This is a genomic window from Neisseria sicca 4320, assembly GCF_000193735.1.
In the GTDB taxonomy this organism is placed as follows: Bacteria; Pseudomonadota; Gammaproteobacteria; order Burkholderiales; family Neisseriaceae; genus Neisseria; species Neisseria sicca_E.
Genome location: NZ_AEPF01000045.1, coordinates 39088 through 55870, shown reverse-complemented (window position 1 = coordinate 55870; position 16783 = coordinate 39088). Strand labels below are relative to the sequence as shown.

13 protein-coding genes and 2 pseudogenes are annotated in these 16783 nt (G+C 52.6%); 2 read left to right on the top strand and 13 right to left on the bottom strand.

What is annotated here, in order from left to right:
• Nucleotides 1–266 precede the first annotated feature (266 nt).
• The 8 genes from NSCA4_RS0103690 to NSCA4_RS0103655 form a co-directional block, all read right to left on the bottom strand.
• Nucleotides 267–578: a GIY-YIG nuclease family protein gene (locus tag NSCA4_RS0103690; RefSeq protein WP_016686885.1), complete on the bottom strand. Its 312-nt coding sequence runs from the start codon at nucleotides 576–578 to the stop codon at nucleotides 267–269.
• A 211-nt stretch (nucleotides 579–789) separates the two neighbouring features.
• The gene (locus NSCA4_RS0103685) at nucleotides 790–1164 is read right to left on the bottom strand and encodes a hypothetical protein (RefSeq protein ID WP_016686884.1); all 375 of its coding nucleotides are present in this window, start codon (nucleotides 1162–1164) and stop codon (nucleotides 790–792) included.
• On the bottom strand, nucleotides 1164–2465 hold the full coding sequence (gene nuoF, locus NSCA4_RS0103680) for an NADH-quinone oxidoreductase subunit NuoF (protein ID WP_016686883.1): 1302 nt from the start codon (nucleotides 2463–2465) through the stop codon (nucleotides 1164–1166). The genes NSCA4_RS0103685 and nuoF overlap by 1 nt, the downstream gene beginning before the upstream one ends.
• Nucleotides 2466–2776: 311 nt before the next feature.
• On the bottom strand, nucleotides 2777–3250 hold the full coding sequence (nuoE, locus tag NSCA4_RS0103675; protein WP_016686882.1) for an NADH-quinone oxidoreductase subunit NuoE: 474 nt from the start codon (nucleotides 3248–3250) through the stop codon (nucleotides 2777–2779).
• A complete protein-coding gene (gene nuoD / locus NSCA4_RS0103670; RefSeq protein WP_016686881.1) occupies nucleotides 3250–4506 on the bottom strand; it encodes an NADH dehydrogenase (quinone) subunit D in 1257 nt (418 codons plus the stop codon). The genes nuoE and nuoD overlap by 1 nt, the downstream gene beginning before the upstream one ends.
• The gene (locus tag NSCA4_RS0103665; RefSeq protein WP_016686880.1) at nucleotides 4496–5089 is read right to left on the bottom strand and encodes an NADH-quinone oxidoreductase subunit C; all 594 of its coding nucleotides are present in this window, start codon (nucleotides 5087–5089) and stop codon (nucleotides 4496–4498) included. Before NSCA4_RS0103665 ends, nuoD begins: the two co-directional genes overlap by 11 nt.
• 12 nt (nucleotides 5090–5101) lie before the next feature.
• On the bottom strand, nucleotides 5102–5584 hold the full coding sequence (locus NSCA4_RS0103660) for a NuoB/complex I 20 kDa subunit family protein (protein ID WP_003677002.1): 483 nt from the start codon (nucleotides 5582–5584) through the stop codon (nucleotides 5102–5104).
• A complete protein-coding gene (locus tag NSCA4_RS0103655; RefSeq protein WP_016686879.1) occupies nucleotides 5575–5931 on the bottom strand; it encodes an NADH-quinone oxidoreductase subunit A in 357 nt (118 codons plus the stop codon). The genes NSCA4_RS0103660 and NSCA4_RS0103655 overlap by 10 nt, the downstream gene beginning before the upstream one ends.
• Before the next feature lie 373 nt (nucleotides 5932–6304).
• On the opposite strand from NSCA4_RS0103655, the gene NSCA4_RS0103650 reads away from it, so the two are divergent.
• Complete coding sequence (locus tag NSCA4_RS0103650) at nucleotides 6305–6925, top strand: tellurite resistance TerB family protein (protein WP_016686878.1); 621 nt, start codon at nucleotides 6305–6307, stop codon at nucleotides 6923–6925.
• 148 nt (nucleotides 6926–7073) lie between these two features.
• Here the strand turns inward: NSCA4_RS0103650 and NSCA4_RS0103645 are convergent, their stop codons facing one another.
• From NSCA4_RS0103645 to NSCA4_RS0103630, 5 genes and pseudogenes are all read right to left on the bottom strand, one after another.
• The gene (locus tag NSCA4_RS0103645) at nucleotides 7074–11282 is read right to left on the bottom strand and encodes a translocation/assembly module TamB domain-containing protein (protein ID WP_016686877.1); all 4209 of its coding nucleotides are present in this window, start codon (nucleotides 11280–11282) and stop codon (nucleotides 7074–7076) included.
• Nucleotides 11283–11449: 167 nt separating this feature from the next.
• A pseudogene (locus NSCA4_RS16335) lies at nucleotides 11450–11648 on the bottom strand (hypothetical protein); the annotation flags it as partial.
• A gap of 128 nt (nucleotides 11649–11776) precedes the next feature.
• Complete coding sequence (locus NSCA4_RS0103640; protein WP_029609492.1) at nucleotides 11777–12271, bottom strand: GlcG/HbpS family heme-binding protein; 495 nt, start codon at nucleotides 12269–12271, stop codon at nucleotides 11777–11779.
• Between the two features lie 198 nt (nucleotides 12272–12469).
• A pseudogene (locus tag NSCA4_RS12765) lies at nucleotides 12470–12925 on the bottom strand (mechanosensitive ion channel family protein); the annotation flags it as partial.
• Nucleotides 12926–13000: 75 nt separating this feature from the next.
• Nucleotides 13001–14839 (bottom strand): autotransporter assembly complex protein TamA, encoded by a 1839-nt coding sequence (locus tag NSCA4_RS0103630; RefSeq protein ID WP_016686873.1) that lies wholly within the window; start codon nucleotides 14837–14839, stop codon nucleotides 13001–13003.
• A gap of 299 nt (nucleotides 14840–15138) precedes the next feature.
• Between NSCA4_RS0103630 and sstT the strand changes: the two genes are divergently transcribed.
• A complete protein-coding gene (gene sstT, locus NSCA4_RS0103625) occupies nucleotides 15139–16362 on the top strand; it encodes a serine/threonine transporter SstT (RefSeq protein WP_016686872.1) in 1224 nt (407 codons plus the stop codon).
• The last annotated feature ends 421 nt before the right edge of the window (nucleotides 16363–16783 follow it).

Genomic DNA, 16783 nt, shown 5'->3' with positions numbered 1-16783 from the left:
CGTCTGAAAAATGGGGTTCAGACGGCCTTTGGAATTTGCGTTCCACTCTATGACCGCCATTTTCAGACGACCATCTAAGTGTAGTTGGCAGTTACGTTTATCCTACTTTGCCGTCATTCCCGCGCAGGCGGGAATCCATTCTTGGGTTTCGGTAACTGTTTTTCAAACATTGGTTTCTTAACTTTATACGCTGATTCCCGCCGTAGCCTGCCCTCGCGTAGGCGGGAGCTGGAATAACGACAGTTTTTAAAGTTCCAGAAATAAAACTAAACAAACAACACGCCCGACAAGTCCAACCATTCGGGATTTTGTTCTTCAATCAGTTTAATCTTCCATTCACGTCGCCATTTTTTCATTGTTTTTTCTTTGGCAACTGCTTCAGGCATATTCTCAAAAAACCCATACCACACCAAATCATGCACATCATATCGGGCAGTAAAGCCATCAACATTGACATGGTTTTTGTGCTGCCAAACCCTTTCCGGCAGATTCATGGTAACGCCGATATAGAGTGTTCCGTTTTTACCGTTTGCCAAAATATATACGGCAGGTTGCCTAGCAAGCGGATGGTTTCGCATTTATTGTTTCCTGCAATATAAACAACTTTTTTCAATATCATTTACAGCCGTTTTCATCTGAAAATATCTGCCCACTCCCGCCGTCATTCCCGCGTAGGCGGGAATCCATTTTTTGAATTTCGGCAACTGCTTTTCAAATATCGGGTTCTGTAGATTCCACTATGGATTCCCGCCTACGCGGGAATGACGGCGATGTGTTTTTCAGACGACCTTAGGATTGTTTATATTTTTCCCAAATTTTCTTTTTCTCATTGCGGTACCAATAATCCCAATCTTTTTGTTCTTTGTATAATTTTTCTGCCAATGTCCAAAATCCTTTACCAGGTTTTCGGGTTTCCTGTGAGACCACCAAAGCGCTTAACATAAAACCGTGTGCATCATATGTTGACCGACTCATCTCATCAAGGAAATTGCTCATGGCATCACCGTATGCAGGAATATCAATTGTTTTAATAGCCAATGCCAAATTTCCATAAGTGATGTCATTGCCTAGTTTCGCAACTTTCTCAATCAAATATTTCTTTGCTTCTAGTTTAGCTGCTTCCCAATCATCACAAGGGTAGCCAAAACAATTCTTTTCTGCCATTACCACCCTCCCCACTTATGCTCTTTCATCGGCCCGCCGTGTTCAATGTAATGCACAAACTCATCACGGAAATGCTTGGTAAAGCTGCGGACGGGGAAGACGGCGGCGTCGGCGAGGGCGCAGATGGTGCGGCCTGCCATTTGGTTGCCGACGGAATCCAGCAAATCCAAATCTTCCATGCGGCCCTTGCCTTCTACGATGCGGTGGACGATGCGGTAGAGCCAGCCGGTGCCTTCGCGGCAGGGGGTGCATTGACCGCAGGATTCGTCGTAGTAGAAGTAGCTTAAGCGCTCGAGGGCTTTGACCATGCACACATCTTCGTCCATCACGATAATCGCGCCGGAACCGAGCATGGAGCCGGCTTTGGAAATCGAGTCGTAGTCCATATTGGTCTGCATCATGATGTCGGCAGGCAATACGGGCGCGGACGAACCGCCGGGGATAACGGCTTTGAGTTTTTTGCCGCCGCGCATACCGCCCGCCATTCTCAGGATTTCGGCAAACGGCGTGCCTAACGGCACTTCATAGTTGCCCGGACGTTCGACGTGGCCGGAGATGCAGAACAGTTTGGTACCGCCGGCATTCGGAATGCCTTTGTCGGCAAACGCCTGACCGCCGTCACGGACGATAAACGGTACGGAAGCAAAGGTTTCGGTATTGTTGATGGTGGTCGGTTTGCCGTACAGGCCGAACGAGGCGGGGAACGGCGGTTTGAAGCGCGGCTGGCCTTTTTTGCCTTCCAGCGATTCGAGCAATGCGGTTTCTTCGCCGCAGATGTATGCACCGTAGCCATGATGGGCGAAGAGTTCGAATTCGAAGTCCGAACCTAAAATATTTTTACCCAAAAAACCTGCCGCGCGCGCCTGGGCAAGTGCGGCTTCAAATCGTTGATAACCTTCGAAAATTTCGCCGTGAATGTAGTTGTAGCCCGCTTTCGCACCCATCGCGTAACCGGCGATAATCATGCCTTCGATCAGGGCATGGGGGTTGAACATGATGATGTCGCGGTCTTTAAACGTACCCGGTTCGCCTTCGTCGGTGTTGCAGACGACGTATTTTTCGCCGGGGAAGGAACGGGGCATAAAGCTCCATTTCAAGCCGGTCGGAAAGCCCGCACCGCCGCGCCCGCGCAGACCGGAAGTTTTGACTTCGTCAATCACGTCGGTTTGCGAGATGTTTTCGGACAGGATTCTACGCAGCGCGCTGTAACCGCCGCGTTTGACGTATTCGTCCAATGTCCAGCAGTCGGGATTGGCGGTATCCACTTGGTCAAAAATCACGCCTGATTGGTAAATAGCCATTTTTGGTGTGCCTGTTCGTTTTCGTATCGGTTGCGGCCGCTGTTTCAGACGACCTTTAATCACTTTTGTTGGATCTCGACCACTTTGCTTGTCTGCCGTCATTCCCGCGCAGGCGGGAATCCATCCTCAATGGTAAGCAATGTCTTATTAAATTCTGAAACCGAATCTTACCGGTGGATTCCCGCCTGCGCGGGAATGACGGCATTTCGGTGTCTCCGTAGGTCGGATTCTTGAATCCGACATTTTGCCTCTTTACCCACTCTGTCGGATACAAGTATCCGACCTACGTTTAAATCGTCGTTTCAGACGACCTACTCCAACTCCGCCAGTTTCCTCTCAATCGCCTCTTCAGTCATAAAGCTGCACATGCTGTGGTTGTTTACCAGCATAACGGGGGCGTCGCCGCATGCGCCCATGCATTCGCCTTCGACGAGTGTGAATTTGCCGTCGGGCGTGGTTTCTCCGTAGTCGATACCGAGTTTTTTCTTCAGGTATTCGCCGGTATCCATGCCGCCGCGCAGGGCGCAGGGAAGGTTGGTGCAGACGGTCAGTTTGTATTTGCCGACCGGCTCGAGGTCATACATATTGTAGAAAGTGGCGACTTCGTATGCCTGCGCCGGCGTGATGCCGATGTAGTCGGCAACAAATTCGATGGTTTCGGGGGCGAGCCAGCCTTTTTCGGTTTGGGCGATACGCAACGCACCCATGATGGCGGAACGGCGTTGGTCGGCGGGATATTTCGCCAACTCGATGTCGATTTGTTTTAAGGATTCTGCGGATAACATTATCGGTCAACCTCCCCGAATACGATGTCCTGCGTACCGATAATGGCGACGACGTCGGCGAGCATGTGGCCTTTTGCCATTTCGTCCATGCCTTGCAAATGTGCGAAGCCGGGTGCGCGGATTTTCAGGCGGTAGGGTTTGTTCGCGCCGTCTGAAATGATGTAAACGCCGAACTCGCCTTTCGGGTGTTCGACAGCGGTATAGGTCTCGCCCTCGGGAACGTGCATACCCTCGGTAAAGAGTTTGAAATGGTGAATCAGGTCTTCCATACCTGTTTTCATTTCGGTGCGTTTGGGCGGGGCGAATTTATGGTTTGTGGTGATGACCGGGCCGGGATTCACGCGCAGCCAGTCGGAACATTGTTTGATGATGCGTACGGATTGGCGCATTTCTTCCATACGGCAAAGGTAGCGGTCGTAGCAGTCGCCGTTGACGCCGACGGGGATGTCGAAATCCATTTGGTCGTACACTTCATACGGTTGTTTCTTACGCACGTCCCATTCCACGCCCGAACCGCGCAGCATGACGCCGGTAAAGCCTTTTTGCATGGCGCGCTCGGGGGAGACAACGCCGATGCCGACGGTACGCTGTTTCCAGATGCGGTTGTCGGTCAGGAGGGTTTCGAGTGTATCGATGTTTTTCGGGAAACGTTCGCAGAAGGCATCGATAAAGTCGAGCATGGTGCCTTCGCGGGATTCGTTGAGCTGCTTCAGTACTTTGGCGTTGCGGAATTTGCTGCTTTCGTATTTGGGCATAAAGTCGGGCAGGTCGCGGTAAACGCCGCCGGGACGGAAGTAGGCTGCGTGCATACGCGCGCCGGAAACGGCTTCGTACAAGTCCATCAGCTCTTCGCGGTCGCGGAAGGCGTAGAGGATGGCGGTCATCGCACCGATGTCGAAAGCGTGCGAACCGATGCCCATCAGGTGATTGAGGATGCGCGTTACTTCGGCGAACATGACGCGGATGTATTGGGCGCGGATAGGCACATCAATTCCGGCGAGTTTTTCTACCGCCAAGCAGTATGCCTGCTCGTTGACCATCATGGAAACGTAGTCCAGCCTGTCCATATAAGGCAGGGCTTGCAGGTAGGTTTTGGTTTCCGCCAGTTTCTCTGTACCTCGGTGCAAGAGGCCGATATGCGGGTCGGCACGGACGATTTGTTCGCCGTCTAACTCCAAAATCATACGCAATACGCCGTGCGCCGCAGGGTGTTGCGGACCGAAGTTGATGGTGTAGTTTCTTAATTTATTGGCCACCGTAGTTCTCCTCACGGACGATACGCGGCGTGATTTCGCGCGGCTCGATGGTAACGGGTTGGTAAATCACGCGTTTTTGTTCTTCGTCGTAACGCATTTCCACATAGCCGGAAATCGGGAAGTCTTTGCGGAACGGATGTCCGACGAAGCCGTAATCGGTCAGAATGCGGCGCAGGTCCGGGTGATTGTTGAACATAATGCCGTACATATCGAAGGCTTCGCGCTCGTACCAATCCGCGCTGTTATAAACGGGAACTACGGATTCGACCACGGGGAAATCGTCGTCTGAAACCCAGACGCGCACGCGGATGCGCTGATTGTTTTTAACGGAAAGAAGCTGGCTGACAACGGCGAAGCGTTTGCCCTGCCATGCTTCGTTTTTGTAAGTGCTGTAATCGACGCCGCACAAATCGACCAAAAGCTCGAAATGCAGTTCTTCATGGTCGCGCAGCGTAGTCATCACTGAAACATAGTGTTCGGGCAGACACTCGACGGTAATCTCGCCCAAAGCGGAAATGACTTTGCTTGCCTGATTGCCCAAAACGCGGCTGACGGTTTCGTATAAGTTTTGAATGCTTGCCATATCGTTCCCCCCCTACTCGTCCCGCGCGATGGTGGAAGTGCGCTTGATTTTTTGTTGGAGCTGCATCAGGCCGTAAATTAGGGCTTCCGCAGTCGGCGGGCAACCCGGTACATAAACGTCTACCGGCACGACACGGTCGGCACCGCGCACGACGGAATAAGAATAATGATAGTAGCCGCCTCCGTTGGCACACGAACCCATAGACAATACCCAGCGCGGCTCGGCGAGCTGGTCGTACACACGGCGCAGGGCGGGCGCCATTTTATTGGTGAGCGTACCCGCCACAATCATCAGGTCGGCCTGACGGGGCGACGGACGGAAAATAATGCCGAAACGGTCAAGGTCGTAACGCGCCATACCCGCGTGCATCATTTCCACGGCGCAGCAGGCCAAGCCGAAAGTAACCGGCCACAACGAACCGGTACGCATATAGTTCAGCACCGTATCCGCGCTGGTGGTGATGAAACCTTTTTTCAAAACGCCTTCTATTCCCATTCCAGCGCACCTTTTTTCCATTCGTAAACAAAGCCTACCGTCAGAACGACGATAAACACCAGCATAGACCAGAAGCCGTATGCGCCCAATTCTTTGAACACCACCGCCCACGGCAGCATAAACGCAACCTCCAAATCGAAGAGGATGAACAGGATGGCGACGAGATAATAACGCACGTCAAACTTCATCCTGGCGTTTTCAAAGGGTTCGAAACCGCATTCGTAAGCCGCGTCTTTTTCGGCGTAGTGGTGTTTCGGACCTAAAATCGTGCCGAGCAGGATAAACAGCACGCCGGCCGCAAGGCCGACGAGGATGAATACGAGGACGGGAAAGTAACTGGCCAACATGGTTTTATGCCTAACTGGTTGACAGACAAATCTTAATATCCTGCTATTTTATCGAATTTCAAAATCCATTAAAAGGTAAATGTCAGCCAACTCTCAAAAAAAAGCTTAATAAATTCAATAAGTTTATGATAACGATTCTTATTTATATTTATTGCAACGATTTATTTCGTTCCTAGAAATTTTTTGTCTCACTCCTTCATCAAACCTTTTTTCCAGTTTTCCAGGCAAATCTTCCCCATATGATTTTCAGACGACCTTTTCTAAGAAATCCGACCCCCTGCACAAACCATTTGCATGCTTTAACATCACGACATCTTGTTTTTACTGCAAATGGCCATATTATTCATAAACTTACAACAAAAGGATTACTATGATGAATTTCAATAACCTACTCAATCAAATTTTAGGGACGATACAGAAAAACAACCGCTCCGCATCCCATGATACACCGTTTAATTCTTTCGGCAGCGGCGCTTTGATAGCAGGACTCGCTTCCATGCTGATGAAAAGAAAAAATACCCAAAAACTGGCTAAAGCAGGCTCGGCTGCTGCATTGGGTTATATCGCCTACAAAGGTTATCAAAACTGGCAGCAAAACCGCAACCAACCGCCATTGCCGCAACAGGCATTTGAACCCGTGGGACAAACTGCCGAAAACCACAGCCGCGTCATCCTGCGAACCATGATTGCAGCGGCTGCATCAGACGGATTGATTGATGAAGCGGAAAAACAGTCTATAGCGCGTGAAAGCGGCTCGGATCCTGAAACAGCAGCCTGGCTTGCTGCCGAATATGAAAGGCCGGCGACTGTAGAAGAGCTTGCCGCAGCCGTCGGCGGCGATGAAGCTTTGGCCGCGGAAACTTATCTGGCGGCAAGATTGGTGTGTGCCGATTTATCCCGTAAAGAAATCGTATTTTTAAGCCGACTGTCGCAAGCCTTGAACCTGGATGACCAGCTGGTGGAAAATTTAGAAAAACAGCTTGACTTGGCTTAATAGTAATTAGGCAGACTCAAATATAAAAAGATAGTAATTAGGCAGACTCAAATATAAAAAGATAGTAATTAGGCAGACTCAAATATAAAAAGGTCGTCTGAAAACCACAATTTAGGGTTTTCAGACGACCTTTTTATTTCTGTAAGCATTATTGCGTTTGTGCAGCTTTTTGCTTTTCCGCTTCTTCGATTTTACGGTCGTCTTCGTAATCCGAGCGTAAGAGCCTGTCGAAACGGATAGTATATTTCAACTCACCGCCGGAAGAGCGGCTGCCGATGCGGGCAACGGCTTGGATCGCCCTTGTGAGCTGGTAGACGAGTTTGACGGACTGTTCGGCGCTGGAAATACCGTATTCGTAACCTGCGTAGAGATTGCCGGTGATTTGTTTGCCGACAGTAAACATCTGTTCGGCGGGATTGAGTTCGCCGGTTTGGGCGTTGCGGCTGCGTTGGCTGGTAATGCCCAAATCGTCGACCAGTCCGAGCCTGTCGTTGACTTGTCCGGCAAGCAGCGCGCCTGCTGCTGCGGAAAGCGCGGCATTGTCGCCGTCGCTGCCGCTGCTGGCGCGGTTGAGGATGAGCCAAGAGAGTTTGTCTTTTTCACTCATCGCTTCTTTGGCAACAAGGGTCACGCGCGGATTGGCGAGACTGCCGAGGACTTCGACGCCTGCACCAACAGGGGAAAGGCGGCGTTCGGCGCGGATGTTCAGGTTGGGGTTGTTGAGCGGGCCGACGAAAGAAACCGTCCCTTTGGTGATGTCGAGATCTTGTCCGTAAGCTTTGTAGCGGCCTTTGACGACTTTCACCGTACCGACGCCCTGGACGGTTTCACCCGGTCGGGAAGTGATGCTCAACCTGCCGCCTATGGTTACGTCTGCGCCGTAGCCGACAAAACGGATGTTGTCGTTGAGGTTGAGCATGAGATTGAGGCTGATGGGCGTAACTGATGAGCTGTGTGTTTTCTCTTCTCCTAACACAACAACATCGTCATCCAATGTGGGCATAGAGGATTTTTGCGAACCGAACATACCGTAGTCACTGTCTAAGGTTCCATTGAGAATGAGGCCTCTGGCCTGGTTGTATTGCACTTTCGCACTGCCGGAAAGGCGTAAACGGCGGTTTGGGCGGGACAAGGTGTCGTATTTGTTGAAAACCACATCAACATCAACATCGGGGTCGGAATTCGCAATATTGACTACCCCTTTGAGTTCAAGCGTGCCGCCTTTATGGAACTTCAAACTGTCGATTATCCAGCGTTGTCCCTGCAAATGGGAACGTAAAACGCCGTTGTCGAGAATAAGGCCTTGGGGTTGGTTGCGGTAGTAGAGGTTTTCGCCGTTGAGCGTACCGGAAAGTTGCGGCTCACCTACGCGTCCGCCGAGGCTGACGGCGGCGTTCAGACGACCTTTGACAGTTTGTCCGACGGGTAGGAAATTGCGGAAGACTTCGAGGTCGGCGACGTTGAGATTGAGTCTGCCGCTCAAAGGCGAGGCGTCTAGACTTGAACCCTGTCCGATGTTTACCGTGCCGTCGGCGGAGCCGTAGTTGCTGTTGCCTTTCAGGATAGCGGCAACGGTAGGTGCGCCGATACGCCCGCCTATGGTGGCGGCAGCGTTCAGACGACCTGTAATGTTTTGTGCGGTGGCGGGCAGGAAGGGTTTGATTGCGCCCAGATCCGGGATATTGAGGTTGATTTTGCCGCTTACCGGCGCGTTGGCGATTTTATTGCCGAACTGCTGGCTGACGCCCAGATTGGCGTTGACGCTGCCGAAACGGGTGCTGCCGTCAAGCGTACTGTCGATGCGGCCGTTTTGGAAACGGGTGCGCAGGGAGAGCGCGCTCAAGCCCAGAGGCATCTGTTTTTTCGGGTCTTTGTTCGGCAGGATGATGTCGCCGCTTTGACGGTTGATGTTGAGGTAGCCGCGGGCGTTTTGACTGTACGCCAAATCCCAATCGCCGCCGAGTACCAAGTTGTGTTCGACGGGGATTTTGACAAAGTTTTGCAACTCGGTGATGTGCAGGCTTTGCACGCTGCCCTTGCTGGTGATGCCGGCTTTTTTGTCCCAAACGAAGTTTTGCAGATTGAGGCTGCCGCCCATTGCGCTCCAACGCGCCGCGCTCATGGAAACACGCTCCGCACCTGCTTCAAGGTTCATGCGGTTTTGCAGTTTGAGGTTGAACGCGCCGCCGATGTCGAGCGTGTCCACGCTGCCCTTCCACTGATTGAAGTCTTTGTTCAGACCGCCTGCCGCGTTGACTTCAAATTTGTAGGGTTTGCCGTCCAACGCCATGCTGCCGGTGCCGTGTAGGCGGTGTTGCGCACCCGTGCCGTTGAGCGACAGGTTGACCGCATCGATGACGGTTGAGCCGCCGGAAAGGGCGATATGGCTGCCTTTGATGTCGGCGGCAAGCGGACGGTTGATGTCGGGCGTGCCTTTGAGTTTGAAGTCAAGCATACGGATGTTGACGGCATCGCCGACACGCAGCGCACGCGCTTCGCCGGAGAGGTCGGCTTCGTAGGTTTCCAGCCCGCCCTTGAGGTCGCCTGAAATATAGCCGCGCGTATTGAGCAGCCCGCCCAGTCCGAAGCCGAAACGGGAAAGGTCGGGAGCGGTGATGTCGATATTGAGGTGGTCGCCTTTTTTACCGAAGCTGCCGTTGGTTTTGACGATATTGTTGCCCAAACGCAAATCGGTTAGCGCGCGCGGGAGGTGTCCGGATTCGTAAACGACGTCGGCTTTGCCGCTGAGGGGTACATTATTTAACGTACTCGGCGCAAACTGCATTTTGCCCGCGAATTTTTCTTTCGCCAGCTCGCCTGAGAGATTGATGGTGCCGTTGACGCTGCCGGCGGGCAGTTTCGGGCCGAGGCGGGAAGGATTGAACGCCTTGCTGGCAATATCGAGCTTGAGCAGGCGGTCTTTGAAAAGCTCGAGCGAACCTTGCGCCATCAGTTCGCCGCCGTTTTGCGGAGCGACGCGGACGCGGTCGAGTTTGAGGGTGCGCTGTCCGAGTTTTCTGTCGGTGGCGAAAGACAACAGGCCGGAAAGTTGCGCGTTGCTGCTTTCAAGATTCCAGTCCACAGCGGGCGAGGCGGTTTCGCCTTTGACACCGATAAACCCGTTCCACTGACCGGCAACATTGGTGCGGACGAGGTCGTCTGAAACGAGGTTGTTCACATTAATCTTGAGCGCAAGCGCGTTTTTCACCGTATCGACCGTACCGGCAACATTGAACGAACCTTCCTCCAACAGCCCGATTTCAGACTCTTGGACAGTCACCACGCCGTTGTCGTTGATGGTGAAGTCCGCCAAAATATTGCGCACCGGAATGGCATTGTCATCGGCGAAACCCGCCGCCTTGTTTTCCAAGTCGAGCGAGCCGTCCAGCGCGATGCCGTGGGTAAACGAAGGCACGACGGTCGCGTCAAACGTCAGGTTTGCCTTAGGCAGCGACGGCTGGAAAGCGGTCGGGTTGATGTTGAAACCCTTGATCAGCACCTCGCCGATCATCTTGTCCAACGAAGCCGCGAAGGGATGCAGTGTAGATTTCGCCGACAAATGCACATCATCGCCGTCCAGAAGTACATCCGCCTGAACATCCTGCAGGCTTCCCCGAAGCTGCGCCAAACTGTCTATTGTCCTGCCTTCCAGCTCGCCCTTCGTCCGAATCATCGTATCGAGCGCAAACGGCTTTTGCAGCCCGACCACCGCCGAACCCGTCGAATGGCTCCACGGCGTATCGAGGGTTTTCAAATCCAAGCGGTGTTCTTTTTGATCGTAATGGTATGCCGCATTCAGATGGTCGAGATAGACCGTCTGCGTGTCAAAATTTTTGCCTACGCTGAGCCTGCCCGTCGCAAAACGGTCGATGAAAACCAACACAGGCAAATCAATGCTCTCAGGCAGTCCCGTAGACGGCTTTTCTTCTTTCGGCGGCGTCGGCTTCGGCACGACCGCAATGTCGCCCGCCACAATTTCGGTAATGTGCAGGCTGCGCTGAAACAGCTCGGACGGCTCCCAATCAAAACGGAACGCACTGATTTTCACATCCGCCCCATCCGTTTCAATCATCCACTTATCGCCGTGAAAACCCTTAACCAGCGTACCTTCCAGCGTTTCCGAAGCAATCTTCACGCCAAACCACGACGGAATCTTGTACAAACCGAAACGCAAGCCCGATTCCGTCCCCACCAGCCAAGCAATAAAGCCCGCCAGCGCACACACCAGCACAACCAACGTCAGCAACAAACCCCGCAACCGGCGTCTCTTGCGCTTGGGCGGGGTGGGTTGTGTTTCAGACGACGTAGGCACACTATTTAGCGTTTCTTGGGTTTCTTGGACTGCTGTTTCGGACATCTTGGCTTTCTTGTATGACTTAACGGCTTCTCAAAACTCCGCCGCATCCGACGGAATCGACTTTTCAGACGACCTCATATTATATAAGTACAGGCCGTTTGAAAAAAGGATAATCATATCCCATTGCGGCGAATTGTGCTTGGGAAAGACAGCATTTCAGGTTTCAGACGGCCCATATACCCGAACGCCATGTTCACAGCGGTAAAATGCCAACAAATGTATAGTGGATTAACTTTAAACCAGTACGGCGTTGCCTCGCCTTAGCTCAAAGAGAACGATTCTCTAAGGTGCTGAAGCACCAAGTGAATCGGTTCCGTACTATCGTACTGTCTGCGGCTTCGTCGCCTTGTCCTGATTTTTGTTAATCCACTATAAAAAGGTCGTCTGAAAAGACTGCGGCAGTTAAACCCACATTTTCAGACGACCTCTGCCTATTTCAGCAACCCAACGCAAATCAATGAAAAGAAACGCGTCAAGTTGCCTTAAGCTGCGGCTTACCTTCCCGACAATACCGCCGCACCTGCTTTTGCGACGCTTTCGTCTTCATCGACCGAGCCGCCGCTCACGCCGACGCTGCCGACGATAACGCCGTTTTTATCCACCAGCAGCACACCGCCGGCAAAAATCACCAAACCATCATTGGTCACCTCAATGCCGTAAAGCTCGCCGCCCGGCTGCGAAGCCTTGCCCAAATCGCGGGTGGACATATTGAAATAGCGTGCCGTTTTCGCCTTTTTCTGCGCAATATCGATGCTGCCGATAAACGCGTCGTCCATACGCGCAAACGCCTTCAAATTACCGCCCGCGTCCATGACCGCGATATTCATCGGCACCTTGATTTCACGCGCCTTTTTCATCGAAGCCTGCACCACCGCCTGCGCCTGGGCCGTCGTCAAATCGCCCGGCAGCGTTTTGGTCAAACCCGCCGAAAACGCCGGCGCACCCAATGCCAAAGTACACAACAATGCAACTGATTTTATGCCGCGCATAACTGTCTCCTTGTATTGATTGAATCAATGAAAGGTGCTGCAATTTTGATTGTATGCCTGTCGGCGGGAAGAATAAAGGTCGTCTGAAAACCTGATTTTCAAGTTTTCAGACGACCTCGGATGGGTTTTGGGTTTCAAACAACGTATGCCCACAGTTTCAGCAGGCCGGATTCTCCAATTCGAATCTTACCCCTGCTTCTGGATAATATGCACTTCACTAACAAAGCCTTCGAAACCGTTGACCTTGATGTAGTCGCCGACTTTAAACGGACGGAACAGAATAATCAGCGCGCCGGCGGCAAAGTTCGACAGTTGGTTTTTCAGCGGCAAAGCCACCGCCAAGCCCGCGCCGCCGATTAAGGCGGTAACCGACGTGGTCGGAATGCCCGGCTTGCCCAGTGCGGCAATGATAATCAGGATTAACAGACCGATATTGTCTACATTGCCTAGAAAGCTCAACGGCGTTCTGTCCACTTTGGCACGGGTCAACGCAGCTTTCATCAAAATAACAAGGCGGGAGGCTATCCATCTGCCGACAAAGAAAATCGCCAACGCCGCAACGAGGTTGGTACCGAATGCCATATCGGTTTAAACGAGACGTTCCCAGCCTGAGAATGAAGAGAGGTTTTCAAGATCGAAATTCATGATTTTTATTTATGGTTAAAGGAGGGTTGGAAATTTGGATATTAATTGGTTATCCACCAAGCCTGTCCACATTTTCAGACGACCTTAAAACCTTGTGCCCAAGCTGATATGCCAGCGGATTTTCTTGTCTTGGTGCCCGTAGGCAACGTCGAAGGAGAACGGGGCGACGGGGCTGAACCAGCGCACGCCGAGTCCGGTACCGTGTTGCATAGTCATGTTTTTGAAATTGCTGCTAACGTCGCCGACATCGTGGAAGACGGCGCCGGATACGCTTTTGGTAATCGGGAATTGGTATTCGAGGCTGCCGACCAGCAATGCCTTGTCCGGAAGGACGGAATTGTTCGGCCCTTCCAGACCGATGCTGTCGAGTTCGTAACCGCGGATAGAAGATGCGCCGCCGGTGCGGAACATGAGGCTGGAAGGTACGTCTTCGCCTTCGCGGGTGTAAACGTAGCCTGCCTGTCCGCGCACGATGAAGGTACCGAGTTTTTTGTTTTCAGGCGTGTAGAAATAGCCTGCGCGGGCGGTGGCGCGCGCCATGGCGGTGGAAGAAAGGAGCTTGCCCAGCGTTACGCCGACTTTGCCGTCGAGGTAGTAGCCGTTTTGGGGACGCAGTTCGGTTTCGATGTTTTGGCGTTTCCACGAGGCGGTCAGCATGGTGGCGTGGCTGCGGCCGAGGTCGTAATTGGTATCGGGGACTTTGCGTTCTTCGGTAATAAATTCGATACCGAGACGCGATTCGATGCCGTTGCGGTCGCGTACGCGCCAAATACCGCTGGTCAGGGCGCGTTTTTCAAGGTTTTGCGTAGTCGAGCGGTTGTAGGACGTGTTGGTCGTCCAGTATTTGCCTTCGCTGTTGCGCGGCTGGCTGATACCGGCGGCAAGGGTGGTTTCGTATTTGTCCATGTCCCAAACGACGGAGCCGATGTAGCCTTTGTTGAAGAGGTTGTAGTAGTCGTAACCGATACGTCCGCCGAGTCCGTATTCGGAATCGTAGCGGATACCGGTTTCGAGTTTGTGGCGTTTGACTTCGGTGACGTTGACTTTGACGGGCACGCGGTCGCCTTGGAGGCGGTCGAAGTCGGCTTGGACGGATGCGCCGGAGTAATGCCCGTTTTGTTCGAGTGCTTGTTGGAAGTCGAGCAAGAGGTCGAGGTCGTAAGGCGCGCCGGGTTTGAAACGTGCCAGACCGGCGACGACGTTGTCGGGATAACGGCGGGTACCGGTGATTTCAAAATCGCCGAAATAAATGGGGCGGTTGCTTTCGACGATCACGTTCAGATCGGCGGTGTTGTTGTTGGGATTGACGGTGGCTTGGGTGTTGCTGAGTTTGGCAAGCGGGTATTTTTTACGGGTTACTGCGCTGAGGACGGAGGTTTTGCTGCCGCTCCAGCCGTCTTGGTCGAAGTATTCGCCGACGGGCTGCTGCCAGTTGAGCATGGCTTTTTGGTAATACTCGGCAAGGTTGTCGTCTGAAAGGATGTCGCCGAGGATGGCGACGCTGACGTTGTCGATTTTGGTGCGCGGGCCGGGATTAACGGCGACGGTGTAGCTCGAACCGTTGTCTTGGACGTTGACGCTGCCGTTGAAATAGCCTTTGGTTTTGAGCATGGTTTTGACGTTGTCGGGTGCTTCTTCGGCGAGGAAGCCGACCTGCTCTTTGTCCAACTCTTCGTCCTGCTGCTGGGTAATCAGCGGCAGGTATTCTTCGAGCATGGATTTGACTTCGCTGTTTTTGGTTTCGATTTTGACGGGAAACTTGGGCGTCAGTTTGCCTACTTTGTCAGCCTGCTCGGATTGCCCGCCCTGCTTGAAACGGGGAATCGGTTCGTAGTCTTCGGCACGCGGCAGATCGGCTGCGGCTGCGTGTCCGTAGGCAAGGGCGAGTGAAGCAATCAAAATAGGCGAAGTCAGTCTGATCATGGCAAAAAGTGTTTCAACAACAGAAGAGTTTTAAATTCTACCATTATTTTCAATCTGGTTTAAAACCCGACTCAAGACAGAGGGGTCGTCTGAAAAGGCGGATGCGCCTGCCTCTACGCGACAGAGACCAAACACATTAACCCCTTCCAATCCAAAAAATATGGCACAAACTGCCCAATTCTACAAAAAATCAAGCATTTTTCGCCACAACATTCGATTTAATCTGTAAACCTGCACAATAATTGATATTTTCTTTTAAAATGCAACGTTTCTTAACACATAAAGTAAGAGGATGTATCATGGCAAGTGGTAATCCACTGCTGAACGCAGTCAACCGTATCGGACTCGTACCGCAAATCATCATCGGTTTGATGTTGGGCGTACTGGTCGGTACCATCTCCCCGAAAGCAGGCATGAACGTCGGGCTGCTCGGCGAATTGTTCGTCGGCGCATTGAAAGCCGTCGCCCCCGTATTGGTGTTTGTCTTAGTGACCGCCGCGCTGGTGCAATACCGCAAAGGCGGCGAATCCAAAATCAAACCCATCATTATTCTGTATCTCTTCGGCACATTTGCCGCCGCCGCAGTCGCCGTTGCCGCCAGTATGGCATTCCCAACCGCGCTGGTGTTTAAAGACGTAGCCGCCTCTACCCTCGCACCACCGTCCGGCATCACCCAAGTCCTCAAAGAACTTTTGATGAAGCTCGTGTCCAACCCGATTAACGCCATCGCACAAGCCAACTACATCGGCATTCTCGCATGGGCGTTTGTTTTAGGCTCCGCATTGCGCCACCACGGCTCCGACACCACCCGCCAAGTCGTCTCCGACCTCTCCGAAGCCGTTACCACCGTCGTACAATGGGTTATCCGTTTCGCCCCCTTGGGCATTTTCGGACTGGTTTCCCAAACCGTCGCCGAAACCGGCTTTGCCGCCTTCCTCAGCTACGGACGCCTGCTGGCAGTCCTGCTCGGCAGCATGGCATTCATCGCCCTCGTCGTGAATCCGCTCATCGTCTGGTCGCAAACCCGCAAAAACCCTTACGGACTGGTCTTCACCTGCCTGCGCGAAAGCGGACTCTACGCGTTCTTTACCCGCTCCTCCGCCGCCAACATCCCCGTCAACATGGCATTGGCGAAAAAACTCGGCTTGCATGAAGACACCTACTCCGTCTCCATCCCGCTGGGCGCAACCATCAACATGGCAGGCGCAGCGATTACCATCACCGTCTTAGCCATGGCGGCCGCCTACACCAAAGGCATCGTCGTCGACTACCCAACCGCCCTGCTCCTGAGCCTCGTCGCCACCGTCGGCGCATGCGGCGCATCCGGCGTTGCCGGCGGCTCGCTGCTGCTGATCCCCGTCGCCTGCAGCCTCTTGGGCATAGACAACGACTTCGCCATGCGCGTCGTCGGCGTCGGCATGATTATCGGCGTTATCCAAGACTCCGCCGAAACCGCCCTCAACTCTTCCACCGACGTACTCTTTACCGCCGCCGCCGACTTAGGCAGCCGCCGTAAAGGTTAAAGAGCCGGTTGTTTTGTAAAACGTTAAAAAGGTTGTCTGAAATTTCAGACGACCTTTTTTCTATACAATTAAATTTAAATACCCATGCCGTCATTCCCGCGCAGGCGGGAATCCAATCATTCGGTTTTCAAAAATGTTTGAAAATTGCCGTAATGCGAAACTCCTGGATTCCCGCCTGCGCTGGAATGACGGCATGAGTGGTTTCTATTTTAAACCGATATACTGTGCAGTTTAGGCAGGTCGGACTTTTGAATCAGATATAGGTCTCCGACATGCATCCCTACCCTCTTCCGCCACACAAATTTTCCGCTACGCCAGAAAGATAACCTAAACCTAAATAAAAGGTCGTCTGAAAATCCTGTTTTCAGACGACCTTTTGCTGTATGAATTTCGTAAAATCTTAAGAACAAGCGGAACCTGC

Coding starts and splice junctions, on each gene's coding strand:
- NSCA4_RS0103690 (WP_016686885.1), bottom strand. CDS start 578: ATGCGAAACCATCCGCTTGCTAGGCAACCTGCCGTATATATTTTGGCA.
- NSCA4_RS0103685 (WP_016686884.1), bottom strand. CDS start 1,164: ATGGCAGAAAAGAATTGTTTTGGCTACCCTTGTGATGATTGGGAAGCA.
- nuoF (WP_016686883.1), bottom strand. CDS start 2,465: ATGGCTATTTACCAATCAGGCGTGATTTTTGACCAAGTGGATACCGCC.
- nuoE (WP_016686882.1), bottom strand. CDS start 3,250: ATGTTATCCGCAGAATCCTTAAAACAAATCGACATCGAGTTGGCGAAA.
- NSCA4_RS0103665 (WP_016686880.1), bottom strand. CDS start 5,089: ATGGCAAGCATTCAAAACTTATACGAAACCGTCAGCCGCGTTTTGGGC.
- NSCA4_RS0103660 (WP_003677002.1), bottom strand. CDS start 5,584: ATGGGAATAGAAGGCGTTTTGAAAAAAGGTTTCATCACCACCAGCGCG.
- NSCA4_RS0103655 (WP_016686879.1), bottom strand. CDS start 5,931: ATGTTGGCCAGTTACTTTCCCGTCCTCGTATTCATCCTCGTCGGCCTT.
- NSCA4_RS0103650 (WP_016686878.1), top strand. CDS start 6,305: ATGAATTTCAATAACCTACTCAATCAAATTTTAGGGACGATACAGAAA.
- NSCA4_RS0103645 (WP_016686877.1), bottom strand. CDS start 11,282: ATGTCCGAAACAGCAGTCCAAGAAACCCAAGAAACGCTAAATAGTGTG.
- NSCA4_RS0103640 (WP_029609492.1), bottom strand. CDS start 12,271: ATGCGCGGCATAAAATCAGTTGCATTGTTGTGTACTTTGGCATTGGGT.
- NSCA4_RS0103630 (WP_016686873.1), bottom strand. CDS start 14,839: ATGATCAGACTGACTTCGCCTATTTTGATTGCTTCACTCGCCCTTGCC.
- sstT (WP_016686872.1), top strand. CDS start 15,139: ATGGCAAGTGGTAATCCACTGCTGAACGCAGTCAACCGTATCGGACTC.